The sequence below is a fragment of the Enemella dayhoffiae genome (assembly GCF_002250625.1).
Lineage (GTDB): Bacteria > Actinomycetota > Actinomycetes > Propionibacteriales > Propionibacteriaceae > Enemella > Enemella dayhoffiae.
Window position 1 is genome coordinate 251,548 of record NZ_NMVQ01000012.1, and the last position, 19,987, is coordinate 271,534.

Consider the following 19,987-nt stretch of genomic DNA (forward strand, 5'->3'; position numbering starts at 1 on the left):
TCAGCCCTTTCCGGGGTGGACTGCCCCGCACTCGGCACAGCTGCGCAACGCCTCGTCGGCATAGAACCCCTCGAACGCTGGCGGCAGGTCGGCGACGATGTCGCGCACCTGCCAGGTCACCTCGTGCAACTGGTGGTTGCACCGCAGGCAATACCAGCGAAAGGACTCCAGCACCCCCTCGGCGCGGATCCGCTCCACCACGATCCCGATCGACCCGGGTTCGGGGCGTTGCGGGGAGTGCGGGACACCGCCGGGCAGCAGCCACAGATCGCCCTCGTTGATGTCGATCCGCTGCATTCCCTGCTCAGTCTGGATGTTCACGTGCATCGATCCGCGGATCTGGTGGAACAGCTCCTCGTAGGGCTCGACATGGAAGTCGGTGCGCTGGTTGGGTCCGCCGACGACCTGGACGATGAAATCCTTGCCGGCCGGAAAAATCACCTTGTTGTTCACCGGCGGCCTGAGCTGGTCGGCGTGCTCGGTCAGCCACGCCTGCAGGTTGATCACCAGTCCGGTCACGCTTCTTCTCCTTCGGTACGCCCACTCTCCCCGCGCCCGGCCCGCGGCGGGCGTACCGCGATGGCCTGGATCTCGATCAACAGGTGGGGGTGCGGCAGCTGGTGCACCGCAACGGTCGTCCGGGCGGGGCCGGTCTCGCCGAAGAACCGCCCGTAGACCTCGTTGTAACCGCGGAAGTGGTTCATGTTCACCAGAAAGGTGGTGATCTGGGTGACGTCGGCCAGGGTGCAGTCCACCGAGGCGAGGATGTCGGCGATGTTCTCGATCACCGCGGTGGTCTGTTCGCCGATGTCGAGGTCGGTGGTGCCCAGCTCGTCGACGCGTACGCCGGCGAAGCTGTTGTCCGGGCGGCGGCTCGAGGTGCCGGAGACGAACACCAGATCGCCGGCCACCTTCACGTGCGGAAACCGCCCGCGGGGTCTGGCGCGCCCCTCCAGCACTTTGCCGTCCGCCATGGACCCGCCTCGGTTCGCCTGGGCCCACTATCCCCTGCCGGGCCCCGCTTCACCAGTGGGGGTGCGCAATGCGGCCATCAGCTGCCCGGGAGCCGCGCAGCGCCGAGGACGCCACGAGGGCCGAGCCGCGGCGGCGACTCGGCCCTCGGTGGAGGTGGCTCAGCGACCGGTCTTGGCCAGCCCGCCGGTGGATTCCTTGGGCGGGGTGGGCTGCCCGGGCGCGGGCTGGCCCGGGGCGGGCTGGCCGGGGGCCGGCTGACCCGGAGTGGGGGTCACCGGGGGCGGAGTCGCGGCCGCCCGCGGCCACGCCACGACGATCGACGGGCGCGGCACGGAGGTCCCGCCGTCGGGCCAGTGCGAGGACGGGGCCTCGAAGGAGGCGCCGTCGGTCTCCCCCGGATGCTGGATCGCGGCGGCGACCCGCTCGGCGTCCACCCACGGGCCGCAGCATTCGGCGCCCTTGGGCACCGACAGGAACTGCTTCAGCTGACCGCGGGAGGCGCCCTCGGCGACCGCGGCGAACATGCCGTCGTGGGCGCCCAGCTGAGAGCCGTCGGTGGCGATCCACAGGTTGCCGTGCTCGTCGAAGGCGACGTTGTCGGGGCAGGAGATCGGCGACACCTGGGCCTTGTCGAACCCGCCGAAATAGGTGGTCGGGTCGTTCGGATCACCGGCGACCAGGAACAGGTTCCAAGTGAACGTGGTGGCGGCCGAGTCGTTGCCGTCCTCGATCAGCTCGAGCACGTGCCCGTGCTTGTTCAGGTTGCGCGGGTTGGCCTCGTCGGCACCGGCCTTGCCCGCTTTGCCGCGGTCGGTGTTGTTGGTGAGCGCGATGTAGACCTTGCCGGTCCTCGGTGACGGCTCGGCGTCCTCGGGACGGTCCATCTTGGTGGCGCCCATCTTGTCGGCGGCCTGCCGGGTGAACAGGTACACCTCCTCGGCGGACATCCCCTCGACGAACGACTGCGTCCCCGAGGCCAGCTTGATCCACTCCCCGGTGCCGTCGAAGCGGCCGTCGGCGGGCAGCTTGCCGGTGCCGTCCATGGCGCCGGAGTTGCCGGTGAACTTCGCCACATAGAGGGTTCCGTTGTCGAGCAGGTCGGAGTTGGCTCGGGCGGTGGCGGCGCGAGAGCCAGCCGCGCGGCTCGCCGCCACCATCTTGTTGGCGGACACGAACTTGTAGAAGTAGTCGAAGCGTTCGTCGTCACCCATGTACGCCGCCACGCGGCCGTCCTTGGCGACGGCGATGTTGGCGGCCTCGTGCTTGAACCGGCCGAGTGCGGTGCGCTTCTTGGGGGTGGACTGCGGGTCGAACGGGTCGACCTCGACGATCCAGCCGAACCGGTTGGCCTCGTTGGGCTCCTCGGCCAGGTCGAACCGGTTGTCGAATCGCTCCCACTTGCGCTCCGAGGCGGCGCCGGAGATGCCGTAGCGCTTGAGCCGGGCGGCGGCGACGGGCTCGGTGACCGCGGCGGCGTTTCCGAAGTACTGGTTGAAGTTCTCCTCGGCGGTCAGCCAGGTGCCCCACGGGGTGAGCCCACCGGAGCAGTTGTTCAGCGTACCCAGCACGCTGCGGCCGGACTGGTCGGCCGAGGTGCGGACGAGCTCGTGGCCGGCGACCGGGCCGGTCAACTCGAAGCGGGTCTGGGTGTGGAAGCGACGGTTCAGCCGGTGCTCGAGGATCGGCTCGAGGTTGCCGGTGCCGGCCACCTTGCGGACCGCGACGACGGACAGGCCGTGCGCGGCCCAGGCGATCTCCACCTGCTCGCGGGTGGGGGCGGCCGGGTTGTACCTGGGGAACATGATGTATTCGTCGGTGTACTCGTGGTTGGCGAGCATCAGCAGCACGTTCGGGTCCTCGGTGGGCAGGAAGCCGAGGTAGTCGTTGTTGTAGCCCCACTGCCGCTGCTGGGCGGCCGCGGTCTGGTTGTTCGGGTCGAACGCGGGCGTCTTGGGAAAGATCGGGTCACCCCAGCGGATCACCACGTCCTGGTCGAACCCCTGCGGCACGATCACCGCGTCCGCGGTGGACGGGGCGATCGGGGTCCAGCCCATTCCGGCCGGCGAACCCGGGAAACTGATCGCGCTGGCCGGCGGGGCCTTCACGAACGCGTTCGCGCCCACCCCGAGCGCGGCCGCGCCGCCCACGACCACCGAGGCCTGCAGGAGCGTACGCCGCGAGATCGCCGAGGTGATGATGTCGCCGATGTAGTCGTTGTCGGACTCGTTGGGGACCGGGTGGCTGCACTGGTCACCGCAGCGCATCTGACAGGTACGCCGGGACCGGCCAACGCCGTCCGTGAGCAGGGTGAGCAGGGTGCGTCGACCGTTCATCTTGAGCCCTTTCAGCCAACCGAAATCTGAGAACAGGCTGAACCTAGGGGATATGGACAGGTGCTCACGGGGACTTCAGGTGAACCTTCGGCGACGTCTGGGCGACAACCTGGGGTTGGCGCGCAAATGCCCGGACCCCCTCGTGATGAAGGGAATCCGGGCAGTTGTAGCCCCGACGGGATTCGAACCCGCGCTACCGCCTTGAGAGGGCGGCGTGCTAGGCCGCTACACAACGGGGCCGCGGCCGAACGAGATTACCATGGCCCATCAGCCGTGGCGAATCGCGCTCTGCGCTGGGGTACCAGGACTCGAACCTAGACTAACTGAACCAGAATCAGTCGTGCTGCCAATTACACCATACCCCATTGCTGACCAAGCGGTCAGCGCGGTGTGCGCCGCCTCCGCTGACGCTCCGGCAACGACGATGAACCTTACCGCATCCGGCGGTCCGGCACCAAACCGATATCCGTACCCCGGCGCGCGGTCCTCGCACCGCTCAGGAGGGCTCGTCCACGCAGTCCGGAACCCGCATCCGCGCCGCCACCACCGAGGTGAGGACGGCGACGATCGCGAAGGTGATCACGTCCGAGAACGCCTGCGCCCAGCCGACCTCGGTGACCTGCCGGACCTGGGCGATGGTGCTGGTCAGCCCGGCCAGCAGAAACGCGAACAGGTTGTTGATCACGTGCGCCGCGATCCCGGCCTCCAGTCCGCCGGTGCGCACCACGAGCCAGCCGGCCAGCAGGCCGAAGGCGAGCCGGCTGAGGAACAACTGCGGGTTCTGCGCACCGTGGAACAGGGCGAACAGCAGCGCCGAGCCGAGCACCGCGGGCCAGGGGCTGCGGAACAGCGCGCCCAGTCCCTGCAGCAGATAGCCGCGGAACAGCACCTCTTCGGCCAGCGCCTGGAAGGGGGTGAGGAGCAGAATCACCAGCAGGAACGGCAGCAATCCTGGCTGGGGCTGCCAGTGCAGCGGCTGGCCGCGCAGCGGGAGGGTCCCGACATAGCCGGCGAACACCCCGACCGAAATCAGCAGACAGGCCAGCAGATAGCGCCAGCGCGGCCCCTCCGAAACCGACCAGATCCGCCCGAGCGGCACCCGGTGCACGAAGTGCAGCACCGTCAGCACGATCGGGATCATGGTGATGATCCCGAGGTGGGAGGCCAGCATTCCTTCCCAGTATTGATATCCCCGGGCCTGGGCCAGAAACTCGTCCTTCGCCAGGTCCTGGTGACCCAGCCGCCAGGCGAGCAGCAGCACCACCTGGCTGACCAGGCCGCTGAGCAGCAGCCAGGTCCACAGCGCAATCAGCACCCCGGCCACGGAGCGCCACCAGGCGGCCTCCGGCGTACGCAGCAGCTGCGGATAGCGCGCGCCCGGGGGTGCGGCGTGCGCGGAAGCGCGTGCCAGGATCGAGGACACCGGGTCACACCGTGGCGCGTGCCCGGCGCAGCCGGGCCAGCGAGGATTCCTGCCCCAGCAGGGCCATCGACTCGAACAGCGGCGGAGACACCTTGGATCCGGTGATCGCCGTGCGGACCGGCCCGAACGCGAGCTTCGGCTTCAGCCCCAGTCGCTCGATCAGCGCCCCCCGCAGGGCCGCCTCCACCTGCTCGTGGTCGAAGGTCGACAACCCTGCCAGGGCGTCGATCGCGGCGTCCAGCACCGCGCCCTCCTCGGGCTTCAGGGTCGCCTTCTCCTCGATCTCGATCGCCTCGTCGGCGGTGAACAGGAAGCGCACCTTGTCCACGGCCTCGCTGAGGGTGTTCAACCGCTCCTTGATCAGCGGGGCGGCGCCGAGGATCAGCTCGCGTTCGTCGGCCTGAGGCGGATCGGTGACCAGCCCGGCGCGGACCAGGAAGGGGGTGATCTCCTCGGCCAGGGTTGCGTCGTCGAGCAGCCGGATGTGCGCGGCGTTGATCGCCAGACACTTCTTCGGGTCGAACTTGGCCGGGTTGCCGGACACGTGCCGGATGTCGAACGCCTCGGCCATCTCCGAGGTCGAGAACACGTCCCGGTCGTCGGCGATCGCCCAGCCGAGCAGTGCCAGATAGTTCAGCAGCCCCTCGGGCAGATAGCCGAGCTCTCGATATTCGTCCAGCCCGGATCCCTTGTCCCGCTTGGAGAGCCGGCGGTTGCCCTCCCCCATCACGATCGGCAGATGGCCGAACAACGGCGTCCGCCCTGAGCCGATGCCGAGTTCGGCCAGGGCGCGATAGAGCACCACCTGGCGCGGAGTGGAGCTGAGAAGATCCTCCCCGCGCAGCACGTGGGTGATCCCCATCACCGCGTCGTCGACCGGGTTCACCAATGTGTACAGCGGATCCCCGTTGGCGCGCACGATCACATAGTCCGGCACCTGCCCGGCGGGGAAGGTGATCCTCCCGCGGACCAGGTCGGTGAACGTGATGTCCTCGGCCGGCATCCGCATCCGGATCACCGAATCGCGACCCTCGCTGCGGTACGCCTGCTGCTGCTCCTCGGTGAGGTCGCGGCAGTGCCCGTCATAGCCGACCAGCGACTTGTCGCTGCGAGCGGCCTCCCGGGCCTCCTGCTCCTCGCGGGTGCAATAGCAGCGGTACGCCTGGCCACCGGCCAACAGCGCGTCGACCACCTCGGCGTACAGGCTCCCCCGCTCGGACTGCAGATAGGGGGCGTACGGGCCGCCGACCTCAGGCCCTTCGTCCCACTCGATTCCCAACCAGCGCAGGGAATCCAGCACTCCGCGATAGGACTCCTGGGTGCTGCGGGCGTTGTCGGTGTCCTCGATCCGGAGCACGAAGGTGCCGCCGAAGTGTCGCGCGAACGCCCAGTTGAACAGGGCGCTGCGCACATTGCCGACGTGCAGGTTGCCGGTCGGCGAGGGTGGGAACCGCACCCGCACCTGGCTCGGTTCGATCCCGCCCAGCACGTCGACGTCGTCGTGGGTGCGGGTGGACACCGGGTTCGGGGTCTGGCTCACTTGCTCTCTCCTGCGTGGTCGGGGTCGGCGGAAATCACCTTGTTGGTCAGGGTTCCCATGCCCTCGATGCTGACGCTCACCTCTTGTCCGGGGATCATCAGCCCCACCCCTTCGGGGGTGCCGGTGAGGATCACGTCACCGGGCAGCAGCGTGGTGAACGAGCTGATGTAGGCGATCAGCTCGGCGATCGGGTGGATCATCAGCGAGGTCGACCCGTGCTGGCGCTGCTCGCCGTCGAGGGTGGTGGTGATCATCAGCTCACCGGCCTCCTCGATCGAGTAGTGGCTGGTGATCCACGGCCCCAACGGGCAGGAGGTGTCGAACCCCTTGGCCCGGGCCCATTGTTTGTCGGGGCCCTGCTTGTCGCGGGCGGTCACGTCGTTGGCGATCGTGTAGCCGAAGATCACGTCCTGGGCGCGCTCGACCGGGACCTCCTTGCAGATCCGGCCGATCACGACCGCCAACTCGCCCTCGAAGCTGACCTGCTCGGAGAACGACGGATAGATGATCGGCTCACCCGGACCGATCACCGCGGTGTTCGGCTTGTAGAAGGTGAGCGGGGTCTGCGGCACCTCATTGCCGAGCTCGGCCGCGTGGGCGGCATAATTGCGCCCCACCCCGACCACCTTGGACCTCGGGATCACCGGGGCCAGCAACCGCGCCTGGGACAGCGGCACCCGCTCCCCGGTGAACTGCACCGCCATCGCCAGCGGGTCCCCGGTGAGCACGCCGATGGTGTCCGGATGCGGACCGTTGTCCTCGGCCAGCTCGACCAGACCGTAGCGGGGATCCTGACCGACTGAAAATCGTGCGACACGCATTGCCCCAGCCTATCGCGCGGGGCGGCGTACCCCGTCGGTCGACGTCAGGCGGTGATCAGCCCGTAGAGGTAGGCGTCGCTGAGCGCCTCCCAGGACGCCTCGATCACGTTCTCCCCCACCCCGACGGTGGTCCACGCACGTGACTCGTCGCTGGTGTCGATCAGGACCCGGACCCCGGCGTCGGTGCCGTGGCCCTGGTCGAGGATGCGCACCCGATAGTCGGTCAGCTCGTACGCCGACACCTGCGGGTACGCCTGTTCCAGCGCCCGGCGCAGCGCCTGGTCCAGCGCGTTCACCGGGCCGTTCCCCTCACCCTCGAACACCTGCTCCTTGCCCTTGGCGGCCAGCCGGACGGTGGCGTGGGTGTCGGTCTCGCCGCGGCCGTCGGTGGAGTGGGTGTGCACCTGCCAGGAGCACACCGAGAACGGTTCGGGCAGCTGGTCGAGGGTGTCACGCAGCAGCAGCTCGAAGCTGGCGTCGGCGGCCTCATACGAATAACCGCGGCCCTCGCGCTCCTTGACCGTGTCGGTGATCCGGGAGGCGAGGTCGCGGTCGGACAGGTCGAAGCCGAGTTCCTCGCCCTTGAGCTGGATGTTGGCCCGGCCGGCCATGTCGGAGACCAGGGTGCGCATGTCGTTGCCGACAACGGCGGGATCGATGTGCTGATAGAGATTCGGGTCGACGCGGATCGCCGAGGCGTGCAGCCCGGCCTTGTGCGCGAAGGCGGATCCGCCGACGTAGGGCTGACGCGGGGAACCGGGCACGTTGGTCACCGCGGCCACCGCGTGCGAGATCCGGGTGGCCTCGGCGAGCGCCCCCTCGGGCAGCACCCGCCAGCCGAACTTGAGCTCGAGGTTGGCGACCACCTGCAACAGGTCGGCGTTGCCGGTGCGCTCGCCGTAGCCATTGATGGTGCCCTGGATGTGCATCGCCCCGCCCTCGACCGCGGCGAGCGTGTTCGCGACCGCGCAACCGGAGTCGTTGTGGCAGTGGATGCCGAGGTCGACCCCGATCTCGGCGGCGTCGCAGACGATGTCGTGCATCCAGCTGGGCAGCATCCCGCCGTTGGTGTCGCACAGCACGACGACCTCGGCGCCGGCCTCGGCCGCGGTGCGGACCACCTCAAGGGAATAGGCGCGGTTGGTGCGATAGCCGTCGAAGAAGTGCTCGGCGTCGAGGAACACCCGCTGCCCCTCACCGACCAGGTGGGACACCGAGTCGGCGATCATGGCGAGGTTTTCCTGCAGGCTGGCGCGCAGCGCGTGCTCGACGTGGCGCTGGTGGCTCTTGGCGACCAGACAGGCGACGCTGGCGCCCGAGTCACGGACCGCGGCGATCATCGGGTCGTCGGCAGCCCTGCGCCCGACCCGGCGGGTGAACCCGAAGGCGCTCAGGGTGGCGTTGCGCAGCGGCACCTCACCGTCGCGCATCGCCTCGAAGAACTTGGTGTCACTGGGATTGGCGCCCGGCCAGCCGCCCTCGATGAAGGTGACCCCCAACTCGTCGAGACTGGCGGCGATCCGCAGCTTGTCGGCGACCGAGAGCCGCAGGCCCTCCTGCTGGGCGCCGTCGCGCAGTGTCGTGTCGTAGACGTGGAACTCCTCGGGGGCCGGATGATCCGTCATCGCGAATCCCGTCCCAGGGGCCGACATCGGCGTGTGCTGGGCATGCGTCACCCACCAAGTGTGCGGTCCCACGCGGCTCGGTTCGGGAGGTCTCAACCCCTGAGAAGCCCCCCAGATGGCCCGCCGCAACGACTCTACGGTCGGCTCTTGGGCCCGGAGCACGTGATGATCATGACCAGATTGGACCCATTTTCGCCCCGGGAAAATGGAGGGTCGATCTGGTCATGATCATTACAGTCGGCGCCGGCTGAGCCCTCCCTGAGCCTCCCGCCCGCGGCCGGGGATTCAGCAGACCTTGCGCATCCAGCCGTGCCGGTCCTCGGCGCGGCCGTACTGGATGTCGAGCAGCGCCTGCCGCAGCGCGGCGGTGTGCTCACCGACCCCGTCGGTGCTGTCGACCTGCACGCGGAAGGATTGCCCCTGCTCGTCCTTGAACTCCGAGATCGGGGTGATCACGGCCGCGGTGCCGCAGGCGAACACCTCACGGATGTCGCCCGAGCTGATCCCGTCGAGCAGCTCGGCCAGGGTCACCTTGCGCTCCACCGGAGTCAGCCCCTGCTCGCCGGCGATGGCCAGGATGGAGCTGCGGGTCACTCCCTCCAGGATCGATCCGCTCAGCTCGGGGGTGACCAGTTCGCCCTTGCTGGTGACGAAATAGACGTTCATCCCGCCTAGTTCCTCGACGAACTCGTGGCCGCCGGCGTCGGCGAAGAGCACCTGCGAGCAACCGTGCTCGGCGGCCTCCTGCTGCGCGACCAGCGAGGACGCGTAGTTGCCGCCACATTTGGCCGCCCCCGTGCCGCCGGCGCCGGCGCGGGACCAGCGGGTGGTGATCCAGATCGCCACCGGCGCCACACCGGAGGAGAAGTATGCCCCGGCCGGGCTGGCGATGCAGGAATACGTCACGTGTTCGGCCGCGCGCACCCCGAGGAACGCCTCGGAGGCGAACATGAACGGCCGGACATAAAGCGAGACCTCGCTCCCGTTGGTGGGGGTGGGCACCCAGTCCCGATCGGTACGCACCAACGCCTCGATGCTGCCCAGGAAATCCTTCTCGGGAAGCACCGGCAGGCCCAGCCGCTTGGCGGACCGGGCGAAGCGCTCGGCGTTCTGCTCGGGACGGAAGAGCCAGACCGATCCGTCGCCGTGGCGGTAGGCCTTCATCCCCTCGAAGATCTCCTGGGCGTAGTGCAGCACGGCCGCCGCGGGGTCCAGGGTGAAGGGCCCGTAGGGCACGATCGCCGAGTCGTGCCAGCCGTCCTTCACGGTCCAGCTCGCCACCGCCATGTGGTCGGTGAACCGGGTCCCGAAACCGGGCTTGGCCAGGATCGCGTCCCGCTTGTCCGCGGGCATCGGGCGGGGGTTGGGGCGCACGTCGAACATCAGGCTCATGCGCAGAAATCTAACATTTACTAGGACGTCAAAGCATCGGGTCCGACCACCGATCTGAGACAACGCCGGAGCCCCCGCCACCGCTGGTTATCGTTGCGGCCGTGTCCAGCAACGAGAACCCCCAGAAGTCCAGCAGGCCGACGATCGCCGTGATCGGCGGCGACGGGATCGGCCCGGAGGTGGTCGCCGAGGGGCTGAAGGTCCTTTCCGCCGCCTGCGGTGACGACGCGTTCACCACCGTCAACTACGACCTCGGCGCCGAACAGTGGCTGTGCACCGGCGAGTTGCTGCCCGACTCGGTGATCGAGGAACTCAAGGGCGTGGATGCGATCCTGCTCGGGGCGGTCGGTGCCGCACCCGGTGACACCAAGATCCCCTCCGGCCTGCTCGAGCGCGGCCTGCTGCTGCGCCTGCGCTTCCTGTTCGACCACTACGTCAACCTGCGGCCCGCCAAGATCTATCCGGGCATCCCAGTTCCGCTGGCCGACTCCGTGATCGCCGGGGGTACCGTCGATTTCGTCGTGATCCGCGAAGGCACCGAGGGCCTCTACTGCGGCAACGGCGGCGTCGTGCGGGCCGGCACGCCCCAGGAGATCGCGACCGAGGTCAGCGTGAACACCGCCCACGGGGTGGAGCGTGTGGTGCGCGATGCGTTCGAGCGAGCCACCCGCCGCCGCAACAAGGTCACCCTGGTGCACAAGCACAACGTGCTGGTCAATGCCGGCGGTCTGTGGCGCCGGATCTTTGGCGAGGTTGCCGCCGAATATCCGCAGGTCGAGACCGACTATCTGCACATCGATGCCGCGACCATCTTCATGGCGACCGATCCGGCCCGCTTCGACGTGATCGTCACCGACAACCTGTTCGGCGACATCATCACCGATCTGGCCGCCGCGGTGACCGGCGGGATCGGGCTGGCCGCGAGCGGGAACATCAACCCCAGCGGGGCGTACCCGTCGATGTTCGAGCCGGTGCACGGCTCGGCCCCCGATATCGCGGGTCAGCAGAAGGCGGACCCGACCGCCGCCATCCTGTCCACGGCGCTGATGCTGGACCATCTCGGTCGCGGCGAGGACGCCCGGCGGATCGAGGAGGCGGTGCACGCCGACATCGCCGAGCGGTCCGGCAGCCGGCGTACCAACGAGGTCGGCGACGCGATCGCGGCCAGGTTCTGACCCCGTGAGCATGCCCCCGGAGGTGCCCGAACTGGTCACCCGGGCTCTGCGTGCCTCGCTGGCACAGGGATACATCGAGTCGACCCGGACCGAGACCGGCCGGCTGCTCGCCACCCTGGCGGCCACCCGCACCGGAACCATCGCCGAGTGCGGGACCGGCTGCGGGGTGGGGGCTGCCTGGCTGCGCAGCGGCGCCCCCGAGGGGACCCGGGTGGTGACCGCAGAATCGGACCCGCGGCTGGCGGAATGCGCCCAGCAGGTGTTCGCCGGCGACGACATCGACGTGCTCGAGGCGGATTGGACCACCCTGGAGGCGATGGCGCCGTTCTCGTTGCTGTTCCTCGACGCCGGGGCCGCGAAGCGGGCGGATCGTGAGCAGGTGATCGCACTGGTTGACGACGGTGGAATCGTGGTGATCGATGACCTGGTCCCCTGCCACGGCTGGCCGCCGATGGAGCACGGCAGCATCGACGCCAGGCGCCAGGAGTGGCTCTGCGATCCGCGGTTGGCGAGCGTCGAGACGATGGTCGCCGAGGACACCGCGGTGCTGGTTGCGGTACGCCGCAGGGGTGAGCCTTCGTGATCATCGGGTGGGATCGGGCAAGATGAGCGCATGAGTACGTCCCACCCTCACCTCGACGAGCGAGTGCGCACCCGGCGAAGCCGCTGGATGCGCATCCTGATCGGCTTCTGCACGATGGTGCTCGTCATGGTGATCGCCTGGCTCATCGTGTGGACCAACGCCGGGCGCTGGGGCGTACCGATGTTCTCCTTCACCAACGAGCACGGGTCGAAGTGCCGCAACGACTTCATCGGCCGCTCCTGCAGCCCGATGACCCTGGAGGACATCCGGTTCCGCAGCCAGGTGGAGATCCCCGACGGGACCAAGGTGCTGCTGAGCTCATGGAAGGAGACCCACGACTTCGAGCTCACGGCGCGGTTGGTCTATCCGGGTGGGGAGGCCAAGGGCGCCGGCTGGATCGCGCTGTCGAAGAAGTTCGGCGAGTGCCGGCAGAACGCCCCTAGCCCGCTGTCCACGGTGCCCGACCTGGACGGGCTGTGCGTGATGTCCAACGAGACCGTCCGCACCGAAGGTGGTCAGCCCACCGACCGCATCTGGCAGATCTCCACGGCCAACCAGAAGGACGGCACCATGCTCGTCCACATGGACATCAAGAGCAGGTAGCCCTTGTTGGGCGCCTCGCGCGCGGCGTACCCAATCCCCGGTCTTCAGCGCAGACGTCGAAGCCCGCGGCAACCCCGCTGCGGTACAGCCGGCCGACGCGGGCCTCTCCTGCGCCGGCCCGGCTGCCTTACCTAGCGCGCTGCGGTGCCTTCGACGTAGTCGTCGTCGTGGGACTTGACCCAGGCCATCAGCTCGCGGAGCTCCTTGCCGGTCTTCTCGATCGGGTGCTTCTCGCCCTGCTCGCGATACTTCTTGAACTCCGGGGCGCCGGCTTCCTGGTCGGCCATGAACCGCTTGGCGAAGGAGCCGTTCTGCACGTCGGCGAGGACGGCCTTCATGTTCGCCTTGACGTGCTCGTCGATCACGCGCGGGCCGGACACGTAGTCACCGAACTCGGCGGTGTCCGAGATGGACCAGCGCTGCTTGGCGATGCCGCCCTCATACATCAGGTCGACGATCAGCTTGAGCTCGTGCAGGCACTCGAAGTAGGCGACCTCGGGCTTGTAGCCGGCCTCGGTCAGGGTTTCGAAACCGGCCTGGATCAGCGCCGACGCGCCGCCACACAGCACCGCCTGCTCGCCGAACAGGTCGGTCTCGGTCTCCTCGGTGAAGGTGGTCTTGATACCGCCGGCGCGCAGCCCACCGATCGCCTTGGCATACGACAGCGCCAGGTCCCACGCCTTGCCCGAGGCGTCCTGCTCGACGGCGACGAGCACGGGTACGCCCCGGCCCTCGCTGTATTCGCGGCGCACCAGGTGGCCCGGTCCCTTGGGGGCGACCATCGCCACGTCGACTCCGGCCGGCGGCTGGATGAAGTCGTAGCGGATGTTGAACCCGTGCGCAAAGAACAGCGCATCCCCGTCGACCAAGTTGGGCTCGACGGCCTCCTTGTACAGCTTCGCGGCGTGCTGGTCGGGCACCAGCATCATGATCAGGTCGGCCTCCTCGACCGCCTCGGCCGGGGTGACCACGCGCAGGCCCTGCGCCTCGGCCCGGGCGCGCGACTTCGAGCCCTCGTTGAGCCCGACCCGGACGTCCACCCCGGAGTCCCGCAGGGAGAGGGCGTGTGCGTGGCCCTGGGAGCCGAAGCCGAGGATCGCCACGTGGCGGTTCTGGATCACAGACAGGTCGGCGTTGTCGTCATAGATGAGTTCGGTGGCCACGATGGTTGGTTCTCCTCGGTCGAGATGGTTGTTGAGGTCTGGTTCGACAGTAGTGCCTGATCCCGCGGCGGAACGTTCGGTCTCAGGCGGGTGGTTCCTGGGTACGCCTCAGACGATCCGGATCGGGCGGGCGCGTTCCCCGCGGGTGGTGCGGTCGCTCAGCGAGCGACTCCCCCGGCTGAGCGCGACGACGCCCGACTGCACGAGTTCCTTGATCCCATAGGGCTCGAGCATCCGCAGCAGGGCGTCGACCTTGTCGGATCCGCCGGTCGCCTCGATGGTCATCGAGTCGGCGGCGACGTCCACGGTCTTGCAGCGGAACAGTTGGACGATCTCCAGCACCTGGCTGCGGGTCTCGGGGGTGGCCCGGACCTTCACCAGAAGCAGCTCGCGGCGTACCGATTTCTCTTCCAGCTCGACGATCTTGAGCACCTCGACCAGCTTGTTGAGCTGTTTGGTGAGCTGCTCCAGTGCGGTGTCGTCGACGTTGGCGACCAGGGTGATCCGGGACAGATCGGCGTGCTCGGTCGGCCCGACGGCCAGCGACTCGATGTTGAAACCGCGACGGGAGAAGAGTGCGGCGATCCGGGTCAGCACACCCGGTTTGTTCAACACCAGCACCGAAAGGGTGCGCAGCTCGGTGGCGGCTGCCTGAATCTGGTTGATCACAGCACTTCCTCGTCCCACTCGGGCGCCATGTCTCGGGCGATCTTGATGTCGTCGTTGCTGGTGCCGGCGGCGACCATCGGCCAGACCATGGCGTCTTTGTGCACCACGAACTCCACCACCACGGGCTGGTCGTTGATCGCCAACGCCTGCTCGATCACGTCGTCGACCTGGTCGCGGGACTCGGCGCGCAGGCCGACACAGCCCATCGCCTCGGCCAGCTTCTGGAAGTCCGGCACCCGCCACGACTTGAGGTCGGTGTTGGAGTAGCGGCCCTGATAGAACAGCGTCTGCCACTGCCGGACCATGCCGAGTGACTCGTTGTTGATCACCGCGATCTTGACCGGAATCCCTTCCAGGGCACAGGTGACGAGCTCCTGGTTGGTCATCTGGAAGCAGCCGTCGCCGTCGATCCCCCAGACCACCGAGTCGGGCTGGGCGACCTTGGCGCCCATCGCCGCCGGCACGCAGTAGCCCATCGTGCCCAGGCCGCCGGAGTTCAGCCAGCGGCCCGGCTTCTCGAACGGCAGGAAGTGCGCGGCCCACATCTGGTGCTGCCCCACCCCGGAGGCCCAATAGGCGTCCGGTCCGGTCAGCTCGCCGATCCGCTGGATCACATACTGCGGGGAGAGGCTGCCGTCCTCGGGCTCGTCATAGCCGGTCGGATATTTCTCCTTGACCCCCTTCAGGTACGCCGCCCACGCGGTGAAGTCGAGCTCGGAGCCGTCGCCGACCAGCTCGACGAGCAGGCGCAGCACCTCACGGCAGTCACCGACGATCGGTACGTCGGCCGTGCGGTTCTTGCCGATCTCGGCCGGGTCGATGTCGGCATGCACGACCTTGGCCAGTGGGGCGAAGGAGTCCAGCGCTCCGGTGACCCGGTCGTCGAAGCGGGTGCCGATGGCCAGCAGCAGGTCGGCCCGCTGCAGCGCACCGACGGCCGCCACCGAACCGTGCATGCCCGGCATCCCCATGTTCAGCTCGTGGCTGTCGGGGAAGGCGCCGCGGGCCATCAACGTTGTCACCACAGGGATTCCGGCCGCCTCGGCCAGGGCGCGCAGCTCCTGGTCGGCCTTCGCCTTGATCACCCCGCCACCGATGTAGAGCACCGGACGCTGCGACTCGCGCAGCAGCCGCGCCGCCTCCTTGACCTGCTTGTTGTGCGGTTTGATGGTCGGCCGATAGCCGGGCAGGTCCAGGGCCTTGGGCCAGACGAAGTCGAACTCCGCCTGCAGCGCGTCCTTGGTGACGTCCACCAGCACCGGGCCGGGGCGTCCGGTGAGCGCGATGTGGAAGGCGGAGGCGACCGCCTCGGCGATGTCCTCGGGCCGGGTGACCAGGAAGTTGTGCTTGGTCACCGGCATGGTGATGCCGCGGATGTCCGCCTCCTGGAAGGCGTCGGTGCCGATGGCCTTGCTGCCCACCTGTCCGGTGATGGCGACGATCGGCACCGAGTCCATGTGCGCGTCCGCCAACGGGGTGACCAGGTTGGTCGCACCCGGGCCGGAGGTCGCCATGCAGACACCGACCTTGCCGGTGGCCACGGCGTACCCCTCGGCCGCGTGCCCTGCGCCCTGCTCGTGGCGGACCAGGATGTGGCGCATGGAGGAGTCGAAGAGCGGGTCGTAGGCCGGTAGGATCGCGCCACCGGGAATTCCGAAGATCACCTCTACGCCGACCATCTCCAGAGAGCGGACCAAAGCCTGCGAACCGGTCATCCGCGTCGGCTCATCCGCCCGCTCCGGCTGCTGACCCGGCTGGTCCTGCTGGCTCGGGGCGCCTGGCCGGGGAGCCGGCCTGGCCGGCTTCGGTGCGGCCTCTTCGCTGACCCTCATGCTGTGTCCTCCACACACTCGCGTGTTCCGCCCCCACACCCTGTAGGGCCGGCGTCAACAGTCAGATTCTCGTCGCTTCTCCGCTGCCGGGATCTCCAGCAACAAAAAACCCCCGCTGCCGGCTGGCAAACGAGGGAGCGTGTCGGTGGCGGGGGATCTTCCCCGACCGACACGCTAGGTGATTACGAGAATCTGGTACTGCTGCACACGTTCACGATGACGCATGCTGTCAGTGGTGTCAACGCACGGACGCGATGTCTCAGGGACTGGACCGGAGGTCCGAGTCCCCGAGACACACGCACCTATCAGCCGGTGCCGGCGCCCATTGCGGCGTGCGCCCGCAGAGCCTTCGAGACTTCTCATTCGATGAGTAGGTTGGAGGTGCTCGACCATCCCCCGGCCAAGGAGCACGAAGTGCTGACCGAGTTCATCCGCGATCACGCCTTCACCATCGCCTGGTTCGGCCTGATGGCCTTCGTCTGGTTCGGCTGGGGGCAGGAGGATCCGCCGCCGGCCTGGCGGAAATGGCTGGGCATCGGTTCGGGTGTCGGCGTGCTGCTGGCCGGGTTGTTCGGTTTCGGGGTGTTTCGGCACTGGCGGGACGGGAGCGCGCTGGAGGGGCGCTATGAATGGTTCGGCATCCTGGTCGGACTGGAGGTCGTGGCCGCAGGTCTGGGTTGTGGCTACCTGTGGCGTACCCGTCGGAATCGCTGGATGGCGTGGTGGGTGGCGGTCGTGGTGGCCGCGCACTTCCTGCCCCTGGCGTTCTTCCTGAACGATGCGTCGATGGTGATCCTCGGCGTGATCCAGCTGGTGGCCCTGGCGGTGCTGGTGCCACGACTGCGCGGCGGGGCGTACGCCACCAGCCGCCTGGTCGGCCCGGTCATGGGGGTCAGTCTGGTCGGATTCGCGCTCGTGTCGACCGTGGCGTTCCTCAGCACCCGAGGCGCGCCCTGGTGAGTCCCCTGCCGGACTGACCGTTCAGTCGACGTGGCGGACCGCGCCGTGGGAGGCCGGCAGGACCATTGAGGCGTACGCCCGCAGGGCCTTGGAGACCTCGCGCTCGCGACTGGCCGGCTGCCAGGGCAGCTCACCCTGCTCCGCGCGGCGACGCTCCAGCTCGGCGTCGTCGACGTTGAGCTGCAGCCTCCGGTTGTGGATGTCGATCTCGATCTCGTCGCCGTCGCGGACCAGGCCGATGGTGCCGCCGCCGGCGGCCTCCGGGGAGATGTGCCCGACGGAGATGCCCGAGGTGGCGCCGGAGAAGCGTCCGTCGGTGATCAGCGCGCAGCTCTTGCCGAGGCCGCGGCCCTTGAGGAACGAGGTCGGATAGAGCATCTCCTGCATGCCCGGGCCACCCTTGGGTCCTTCGTAGCGGATCACCACCACGTGGCCGGGTTCGACCTGCTTGTTCAGGATCTTCTCGACGGCCTCCTCCTGGGACTCCATCACGATCGCCTTGCCGACGAAGTGGAACAGTTCCTCATCGACACCCGCGGACTTGATCACCGCGCCGTCGGTGGCGAGGTTGCCGTAGAGGATCGCCAGCCCGCCGTCGGCGGTGTACGCGTGCTCCAGGTCGCGGATGCAGCCCTCGGCCTGGTCCAGGTCGAGCGAGTCCCACCGGTTCTGGGTGGAGAAAGCCTCGGTGGTGCGTACGCCGCCGGGGGCGGCGTGGAACAGCTCGGTCGCGGCCTCGGTCGCCTTCCCGCCGCGCACGTCCCAGGCGTCCAGCCAGGACTGCAGGTCGTCGGAGTGGATCGTGTGCACCGAGTCGTCCAGCAGCCCGCCGCGGTTCAGCTCACCCAGGATGGCCGGGATACCACCCGCCCGGTGCACGTCCTCGATGTGATACTTCGGCGAGTTCGGGGCCACCTTGGACAGGCACGGCACCTTCGTCGACAGGTCCTGGATGTCGGACAGGGTGAAGTCGATCTCGCCCTCGATGGCCGCGGCCAGGGTGTGCAGAATCGTGTTGGTCGAGCCGCCCATGGCGATGTCCAGGCACATCGCGTTGCGGAACGCGGCCTTGTTGGCGATGTTGCGCGGCAGGACGCCCTCGTCGTCCTTCTCGTACCAGCGCCGGGCCAGGTCGACCACGCGGCGTCCCGCCTCCAGGAACAGCTCTCGGCGCGCCGCATGGGTGGCCAGGGTGGTGCCGTTGCCGGGCAGGGAAAGCCCGAGCGCCTCGGTCAGGCAGTTCATCGAATTGGCGGTGAACATCCCCGAACAGGAACCACAGGTCGGACACGCCGAACGCTCCAGCTCGTCCACCCCCGCCTGGCCGATCTGGTCGTTGGCGGTGGCCGCCATCGCGGTGGCCAGATCGGTCGACGGGTACGCCACCCCGTCGGCGACGAACGCCTTGCCGGCCTCCATCGGGCCGCCGGAGACGAACACGACCGGGATGTTCAGCCGGAGCGCGGCCATCAGCATGCCCGGGGTGATCTTGTCGCAGTTGGAGATGCAGACCAGGGCATCGGCGCAGTGCGCGTTCACCATGTATTCGACCGCGTCGGCGATCAGTTCCCTGCTGGGCAAGGAATAGAGCATGCCGCCGTGGCCCATCGCGATCCCGTCGTCGACGGCGATCGTGTTGAACTCCTTGGCCACCCCGCCGGCCTCGGCGACCGCGCCGGCGACCAGCTGGCCCATGTCCTTCAGGTGCACGTGGCCGGGCACGAACTGGGTGAACGAGTTGGCGATCGCGACGATCGGCTTGCCGAAGTCCTCGTCGACCATGCCGGTGGCCCGCCACAGCGAACGGGCACCGGCCATGTTGCGGCCGTGGGTGGTGGTACGGGAACGCAGTGCGGGCATGACGACTCCTAAGTCCTTCTCGCGTACCCTCGAGGGTAGGCGTTGCCGTCGACATCCGACAGCGCCGCCCAGCATGCGACCAGCAGCGCGGCTTCGGGACAGTCCTCAGGGCGGTCCGTTCCGGCGTACGCCTAACCCTCGAGGAAGGCGGCCACCTCGGCGATGTAGCCGGGCCGGTCGGCGAAGTAGGCCCCGCAGTGCCCGACGCCCTCGACGACGCGCAACTCGCTCGGCTGCCCGGCGGCCGCGGTGAGTCGGTGGGCGTGCTCGATCGGAATGATCGTGTCCTCGGTGCCGTGGAACATCAGCAGCGGTCGCGGGGCGATCCGGTCGACCACCTCGACCGGCTGCACCTCACCGAATCGGTAGCCGTAGCGCAGCCGGGTCGCATGGTCGGCGAGCATCACCAACGGGACCGGCGGCAGCCGCAGCGAGCGGGCCGCGGCCGAGATCACCCCGTGCATGTCCGCGAACGACGAGTCGGCCACCACCCGCCGCACCCGCTCGTCACGGGCCGCGACCATGATCGACACCGCGGCGCCCATCGAGAACCCGACCAGGCAGATCTCGGCGTCCGGCCGGCGCCGGGACACCCAGTCGATCGCCGCGTCCAGATCCTGCTGCTCGTAGTGCGCCAACGACTGAGGCCCGTCGGCGGACTCGCCGTTGCCACGGAAGTCGAACAGCAGCACGGAATTGCCGGCCCGGTACAACCCAGGGCCGATGCCGAGCATGTCGGCCTTGTTGCCCCGATGTCCGTGACAGCAGATCACCACCCGCTCCGAGCCCGGGTGCTCCAGCCACCAGCCGGCGAGCCGGGTCCTGTCGGCCGCGTCGAACGAGACGTCCTCGCTGGCCTCGGCCAGCCCGACCTCGAAGGGGGTGAACCCATAGTCCAGCTCCGGACGCTGTGGCCCGCTGATCTGTCGGGCGGCGGCCAGCGCACCGGCGGCGGCACCGAGCGCGGTGACGGTCGTCGCCGCGGCGCCCAGGGTGGCCGAGACGGTGGCAGTACGGCGAGTCAGTCGCATGG

Annotated in this window: 17 protein-coding genes and 2 tRNA genes; 4 read left to right on the top strand and 15 right to left on the bottom strand. The window is 68.6% G+C overall.

The window, feature by feature from the left end; genetic code table 11:
* The 10 genes from CGZ93_RS09165 to CGZ93_RS09210 form a co-directional block, all read right to left on the bottom strand.
* Complete coding sequence (locus CGZ93_RS09165; protein WP_094363813.1) at nucleotides 1–519, bottom strand: 3-hydroxyanthranilate 3,4-dioxygenase; 519 nt, start codon at nucleotides 517–519, stop codon at nucleotides 1–3.
* Nucleotides 516–974: a RidA family protein gene (locus tag CGZ93_RS09170; protein WP_094363814.1), complete on the bottom strand. Its 459-nt coding sequence runs from the start codon at nucleotides 972–974 to the stop codon at nucleotides 516–518. Before CGZ93_RS09170 ends, CGZ93_RS09165 begins: the two co-directional genes overlap by 4 nt.
* 159 nt (nucleotides 975–1,133) lie before the next feature.
* Nucleotides 1,134–3,308, bottom strand: a complete 2,175-nt coding sequence (locus CGZ93_RS09175) for a PhoX family protein (protein WP_094363815.1) — start codon at nucleotides 3,306–3,308, stop codon at nucleotides 1,134–1,136.
* A 167-nt stretch (nucleotides 3,309–3,475) separates the two neighbouring features.
* Nucleotides 3,476–3,548, bottom strand: a tRNA-Glu gene (locus CGZ93_RS09180).
* A gap of 53 nt (nucleotides 3,549–3,601) precedes the next feature.
* Nucleotides 3,602–3,673, bottom strand: a tRNA-Gln gene (locus CGZ93_RS09185).
* A 131-nt stretch (nucleotides 3,674–3,804) separates the two neighbouring features.
* Nucleotides 3,805–4,731 (bottom strand): CPBP family intramembrane glutamic endopeptidase, encoded by a 927-nt coding sequence (locus CGZ93_RS09190; RefSeq protein ID WP_229117324.1) that lies wholly within the window; start codon nucleotides 4,729–4,731, stop codon nucleotides 3,805–3,807.
* A 4-nt stretch (nucleotides 4,732–4,735) separates the two neighbouring features.
* A complete protein-coding gene (gene gltX / locus CGZ93_RS09195; protein ID WP_456073006.1) occupies nucleotides 4,736–6,271 on the bottom strand; it encodes a glutamate--tRNA ligase in 1,536 nt (511 codons plus the stop codon).
* A complete protein-coding gene (locus CGZ93_RS09200; RefSeq protein ID WP_094363816.1) occupies nucleotides 6,268–7,092 on the bottom strand; it encodes a fumarylacetoacetate hydrolase family protein in 825 nt (274 codons plus the stop codon). Before CGZ93_RS09200 ends, gltX begins: the two co-directional genes overlap by 4 nt.
* Nucleotides 7,093–7,136: 44 nt before the next feature.
* Nucleotides 7,137–8,717 (bottom strand): citramalate synthase, encoded by a 1,581-nt coding sequence (cimA, locus tag CGZ93_RS09205; RefSeq protein ID WP_094363817.1) that lies wholly within the window; start codon nucleotides 8,715–8,717, stop codon nucleotides 7,137–7,139.
* A 285-nt stretch (nucleotides 8,718–9,002) separates the two neighbouring features.
* Complete coding sequence (locus tag CGZ93_RS09210) at nucleotides 9,003–10,109, bottom strand: branched-chain amino acid aminotransferase (protein WP_094363818.1); 1,107 nt, start codon at nucleotides 10,107–10,109, stop codon at nucleotides 9,003–9,005.
* Between the two features lie 101 nt (nucleotides 10,110–10,210).
* Between CGZ93_RS09210 and CGZ93_RS09215 the strand changes: the two genes are divergently transcribed.
* Genes CGZ93_RS09215 through CGZ93_RS09225 form a run of 3 tightly spaced genes read left to right on the top strand, consistent with a single transcriptional unit; the run spans nucleotide 10,211 to nucleotide 12,470 of the window.
* The gene (locus CGZ93_RS09215) at nucleotides 10,211–11,284 is read left to right on the top strand and encodes a 3-isopropylmalate dehydrogenase (protein ID WP_094363819.1); all 1,074 of its coding nucleotides are present in this window, start codon (nucleotides 10,211–10,213) and stop codon (nucleotides 11,282–11,284) included.
* A gap of 10 nt (nucleotides 11,285–11,294) precedes the next feature.
* Nucleotides 11,295–11,867: an O-methyltransferase gene (locus CGZ93_RS09220; protein ID WP_212753364.1), complete on the top strand. Its 573-nt coding sequence runs from the start codon at nucleotides 11,295–11,297 to the stop codon at nucleotides 11,865–11,867.
* 30 nt (nucleotides 11,868–11,897) lie between these two features.
* Nucleotides 11,898–12,470, top strand: coding sequence for a hypothetical protein (locus tag CGZ93_RS09225; protein WP_141211153.1), 573 nt, complete (start codon nucleotides 11,898–11,900; stop codon nucleotides 12,468–12,470).
* Nucleotides 12,471–12,601: 131 nt separating this feature from the next.
* Here CGZ93_RS09225 and ilvC read toward each other — a convergent pair whose 3' ends face one another.
* The 3 genes from ilvC to CGZ93_RS09240 form a co-directional block, all read right to left on the bottom strand.
* A complete protein-coding gene (gene ilvC, locus CGZ93_RS09230; protein WP_094363822.1) occupies nucleotides 12,602–13,633 on the bottom strand; it encodes a ketol-acid reductoisomerase in 1,032 nt (343 codons plus the stop codon).
* A gap of 108 nt (nucleotides 13,634–13,741) precedes the next feature.
* The gene (gene ilvN, locus CGZ93_RS09235; RefSeq protein ID WP_267489726.1) at nucleotides 13,742–14,302 is read right to left on the bottom strand and encodes an acetolactate synthase small subunit; all 561 of its coding nucleotides are present in this window, start codon (nucleotides 14,300–14,302) and stop codon (nucleotides 13,742–13,744) included.
* Complete coding sequence (locus CGZ93_RS09240; RefSeq protein WP_229117342.1) at nucleotides 14,299–16,017, bottom strand: acetolactate synthase large subunit; 1,719 nt, start codon at nucleotides 16,015–16,017, stop codon at nucleotides 14,299–14,301. The genes ilvN and CGZ93_RS09240 overlap by 4 nt, the downstream gene beginning before the upstream one ends.
* Before the next feature lie 483 nt (nucleotides 16,018–16,500).
* On the opposite strand from CGZ93_RS09240, the gene CGZ93_RS09245 reads away from it, so the two are divergent.
* Entirely contained in the window at nucleotides 16,501–17,094 is a 594-nt protein-coding gene (locus tag CGZ93_RS09245) for a hypothetical protein (RefSeq protein ID WP_229117325.1), read from the top strand.
* A gap of 21 nt (nucleotides 17,095–17,115) precedes the next feature.
* Here CGZ93_RS09245 and ilvD read toward each other — a convergent pair whose 3' ends face one another.
* Both ilvD and CGZ93_RS09255 read right to left on the bottom strand, forming a co-directional pair.
* Nucleotides 17,116–18,954 (bottom strand): dihydroxy-acid dehydratase, encoded by a 1,839-nt coding sequence (gene ilvD / locus CGZ93_RS09250; protein ID WP_094363824.1) that lies wholly within the window; start codon nucleotides 18,952–18,954, stop codon nucleotides 17,116–17,118.
* A gap of 131 nt (nucleotides 18,955–19,085) precedes the next feature.
* Entirely contained in the window at nucleotides 19,086–19,985 is a 900-nt protein-coding gene (locus tag CGZ93_RS09255; protein WP_094363825.1) for an alpha/beta hydrolase, read from the bottom strand.
* Nucleotides 19,986–19,987 lie beyond the last annotated feature (2 nt).

Coding starts and splice junctions, on each gene's coding strand:
- CGZ93_RS09225 (WP_141211153.1), top strand. CDS start 11,898: ATGAGTACGTCCCACCCTCACCTCGACGAGCGAGTGCGCACCCGGCGA.
- CGZ93_RS09220 (WP_212753364.1), top strand. CDS start 11,295: ATGCCCCCGGAGGTGCCCGAACTGGTCACCCGGGCTCTGCGTGCCTCG.
- CGZ93_RS09175 (WP_094363815.1), bottom strand. CDS start 3,308: ATGAACGGTCGACGCACCCTGCTCACCCTGCTCACGGACGGCGTTGGC.
- ilvD (WP_094363824.1), bottom strand. CDS start 18,954: ATGCCCGCACTGCGTTCCCGTACCACCACCCACGGCCGCAACATGGCC.
- CGZ93_RS09210 (WP_094363818.1), bottom strand. CDS start 10,109: ATGAGCCTGATGTTCGACGTGCGCCCCAACCCCCGCCCGATGCCCGCG.
- CGZ93_RS09245 (WP_229117325.1), top strand. CDS start 16,501: ATGAGTAGGTTGGAGGTGCTCGACCATCCCCCGGCCAAGGAGCACGAA.
- cimA (WP_094363817.1), bottom strand. CDS start 8,717: ATGACGGATCATCCGGCCCCCGAGGAGTTCCACGTCTACGACACGACA.
- CGZ93_RS09200 (WP_094363816.1), bottom strand. CDS start 7,092: ATGCGTGTCGCACGATTTTCAGTCGGTCAGGATCCCCGCTACGGTCTG.
- CGZ93_RS09255 (WP_094363825.1), bottom strand. CDS start 19,985: ATGCGACTGACTCGCCGTACTGCCACCGTCTCGGCCACCCTGGGCGCC.
- CGZ93_RS09240 (WP_229117342.1), bottom strand. CDS start 16,017: ATGACCGGTTCGCAGGCTTTGGTCCGCTCTCTGGAGATGGTCGGCGTA.
- CGZ93_RS09170 (WP_094363814.1), bottom strand. CDS start 974: ATGGCGGACGGCAAAGTGCTGGAGGGGCGCGCCAGACCCCGCGGGCGG.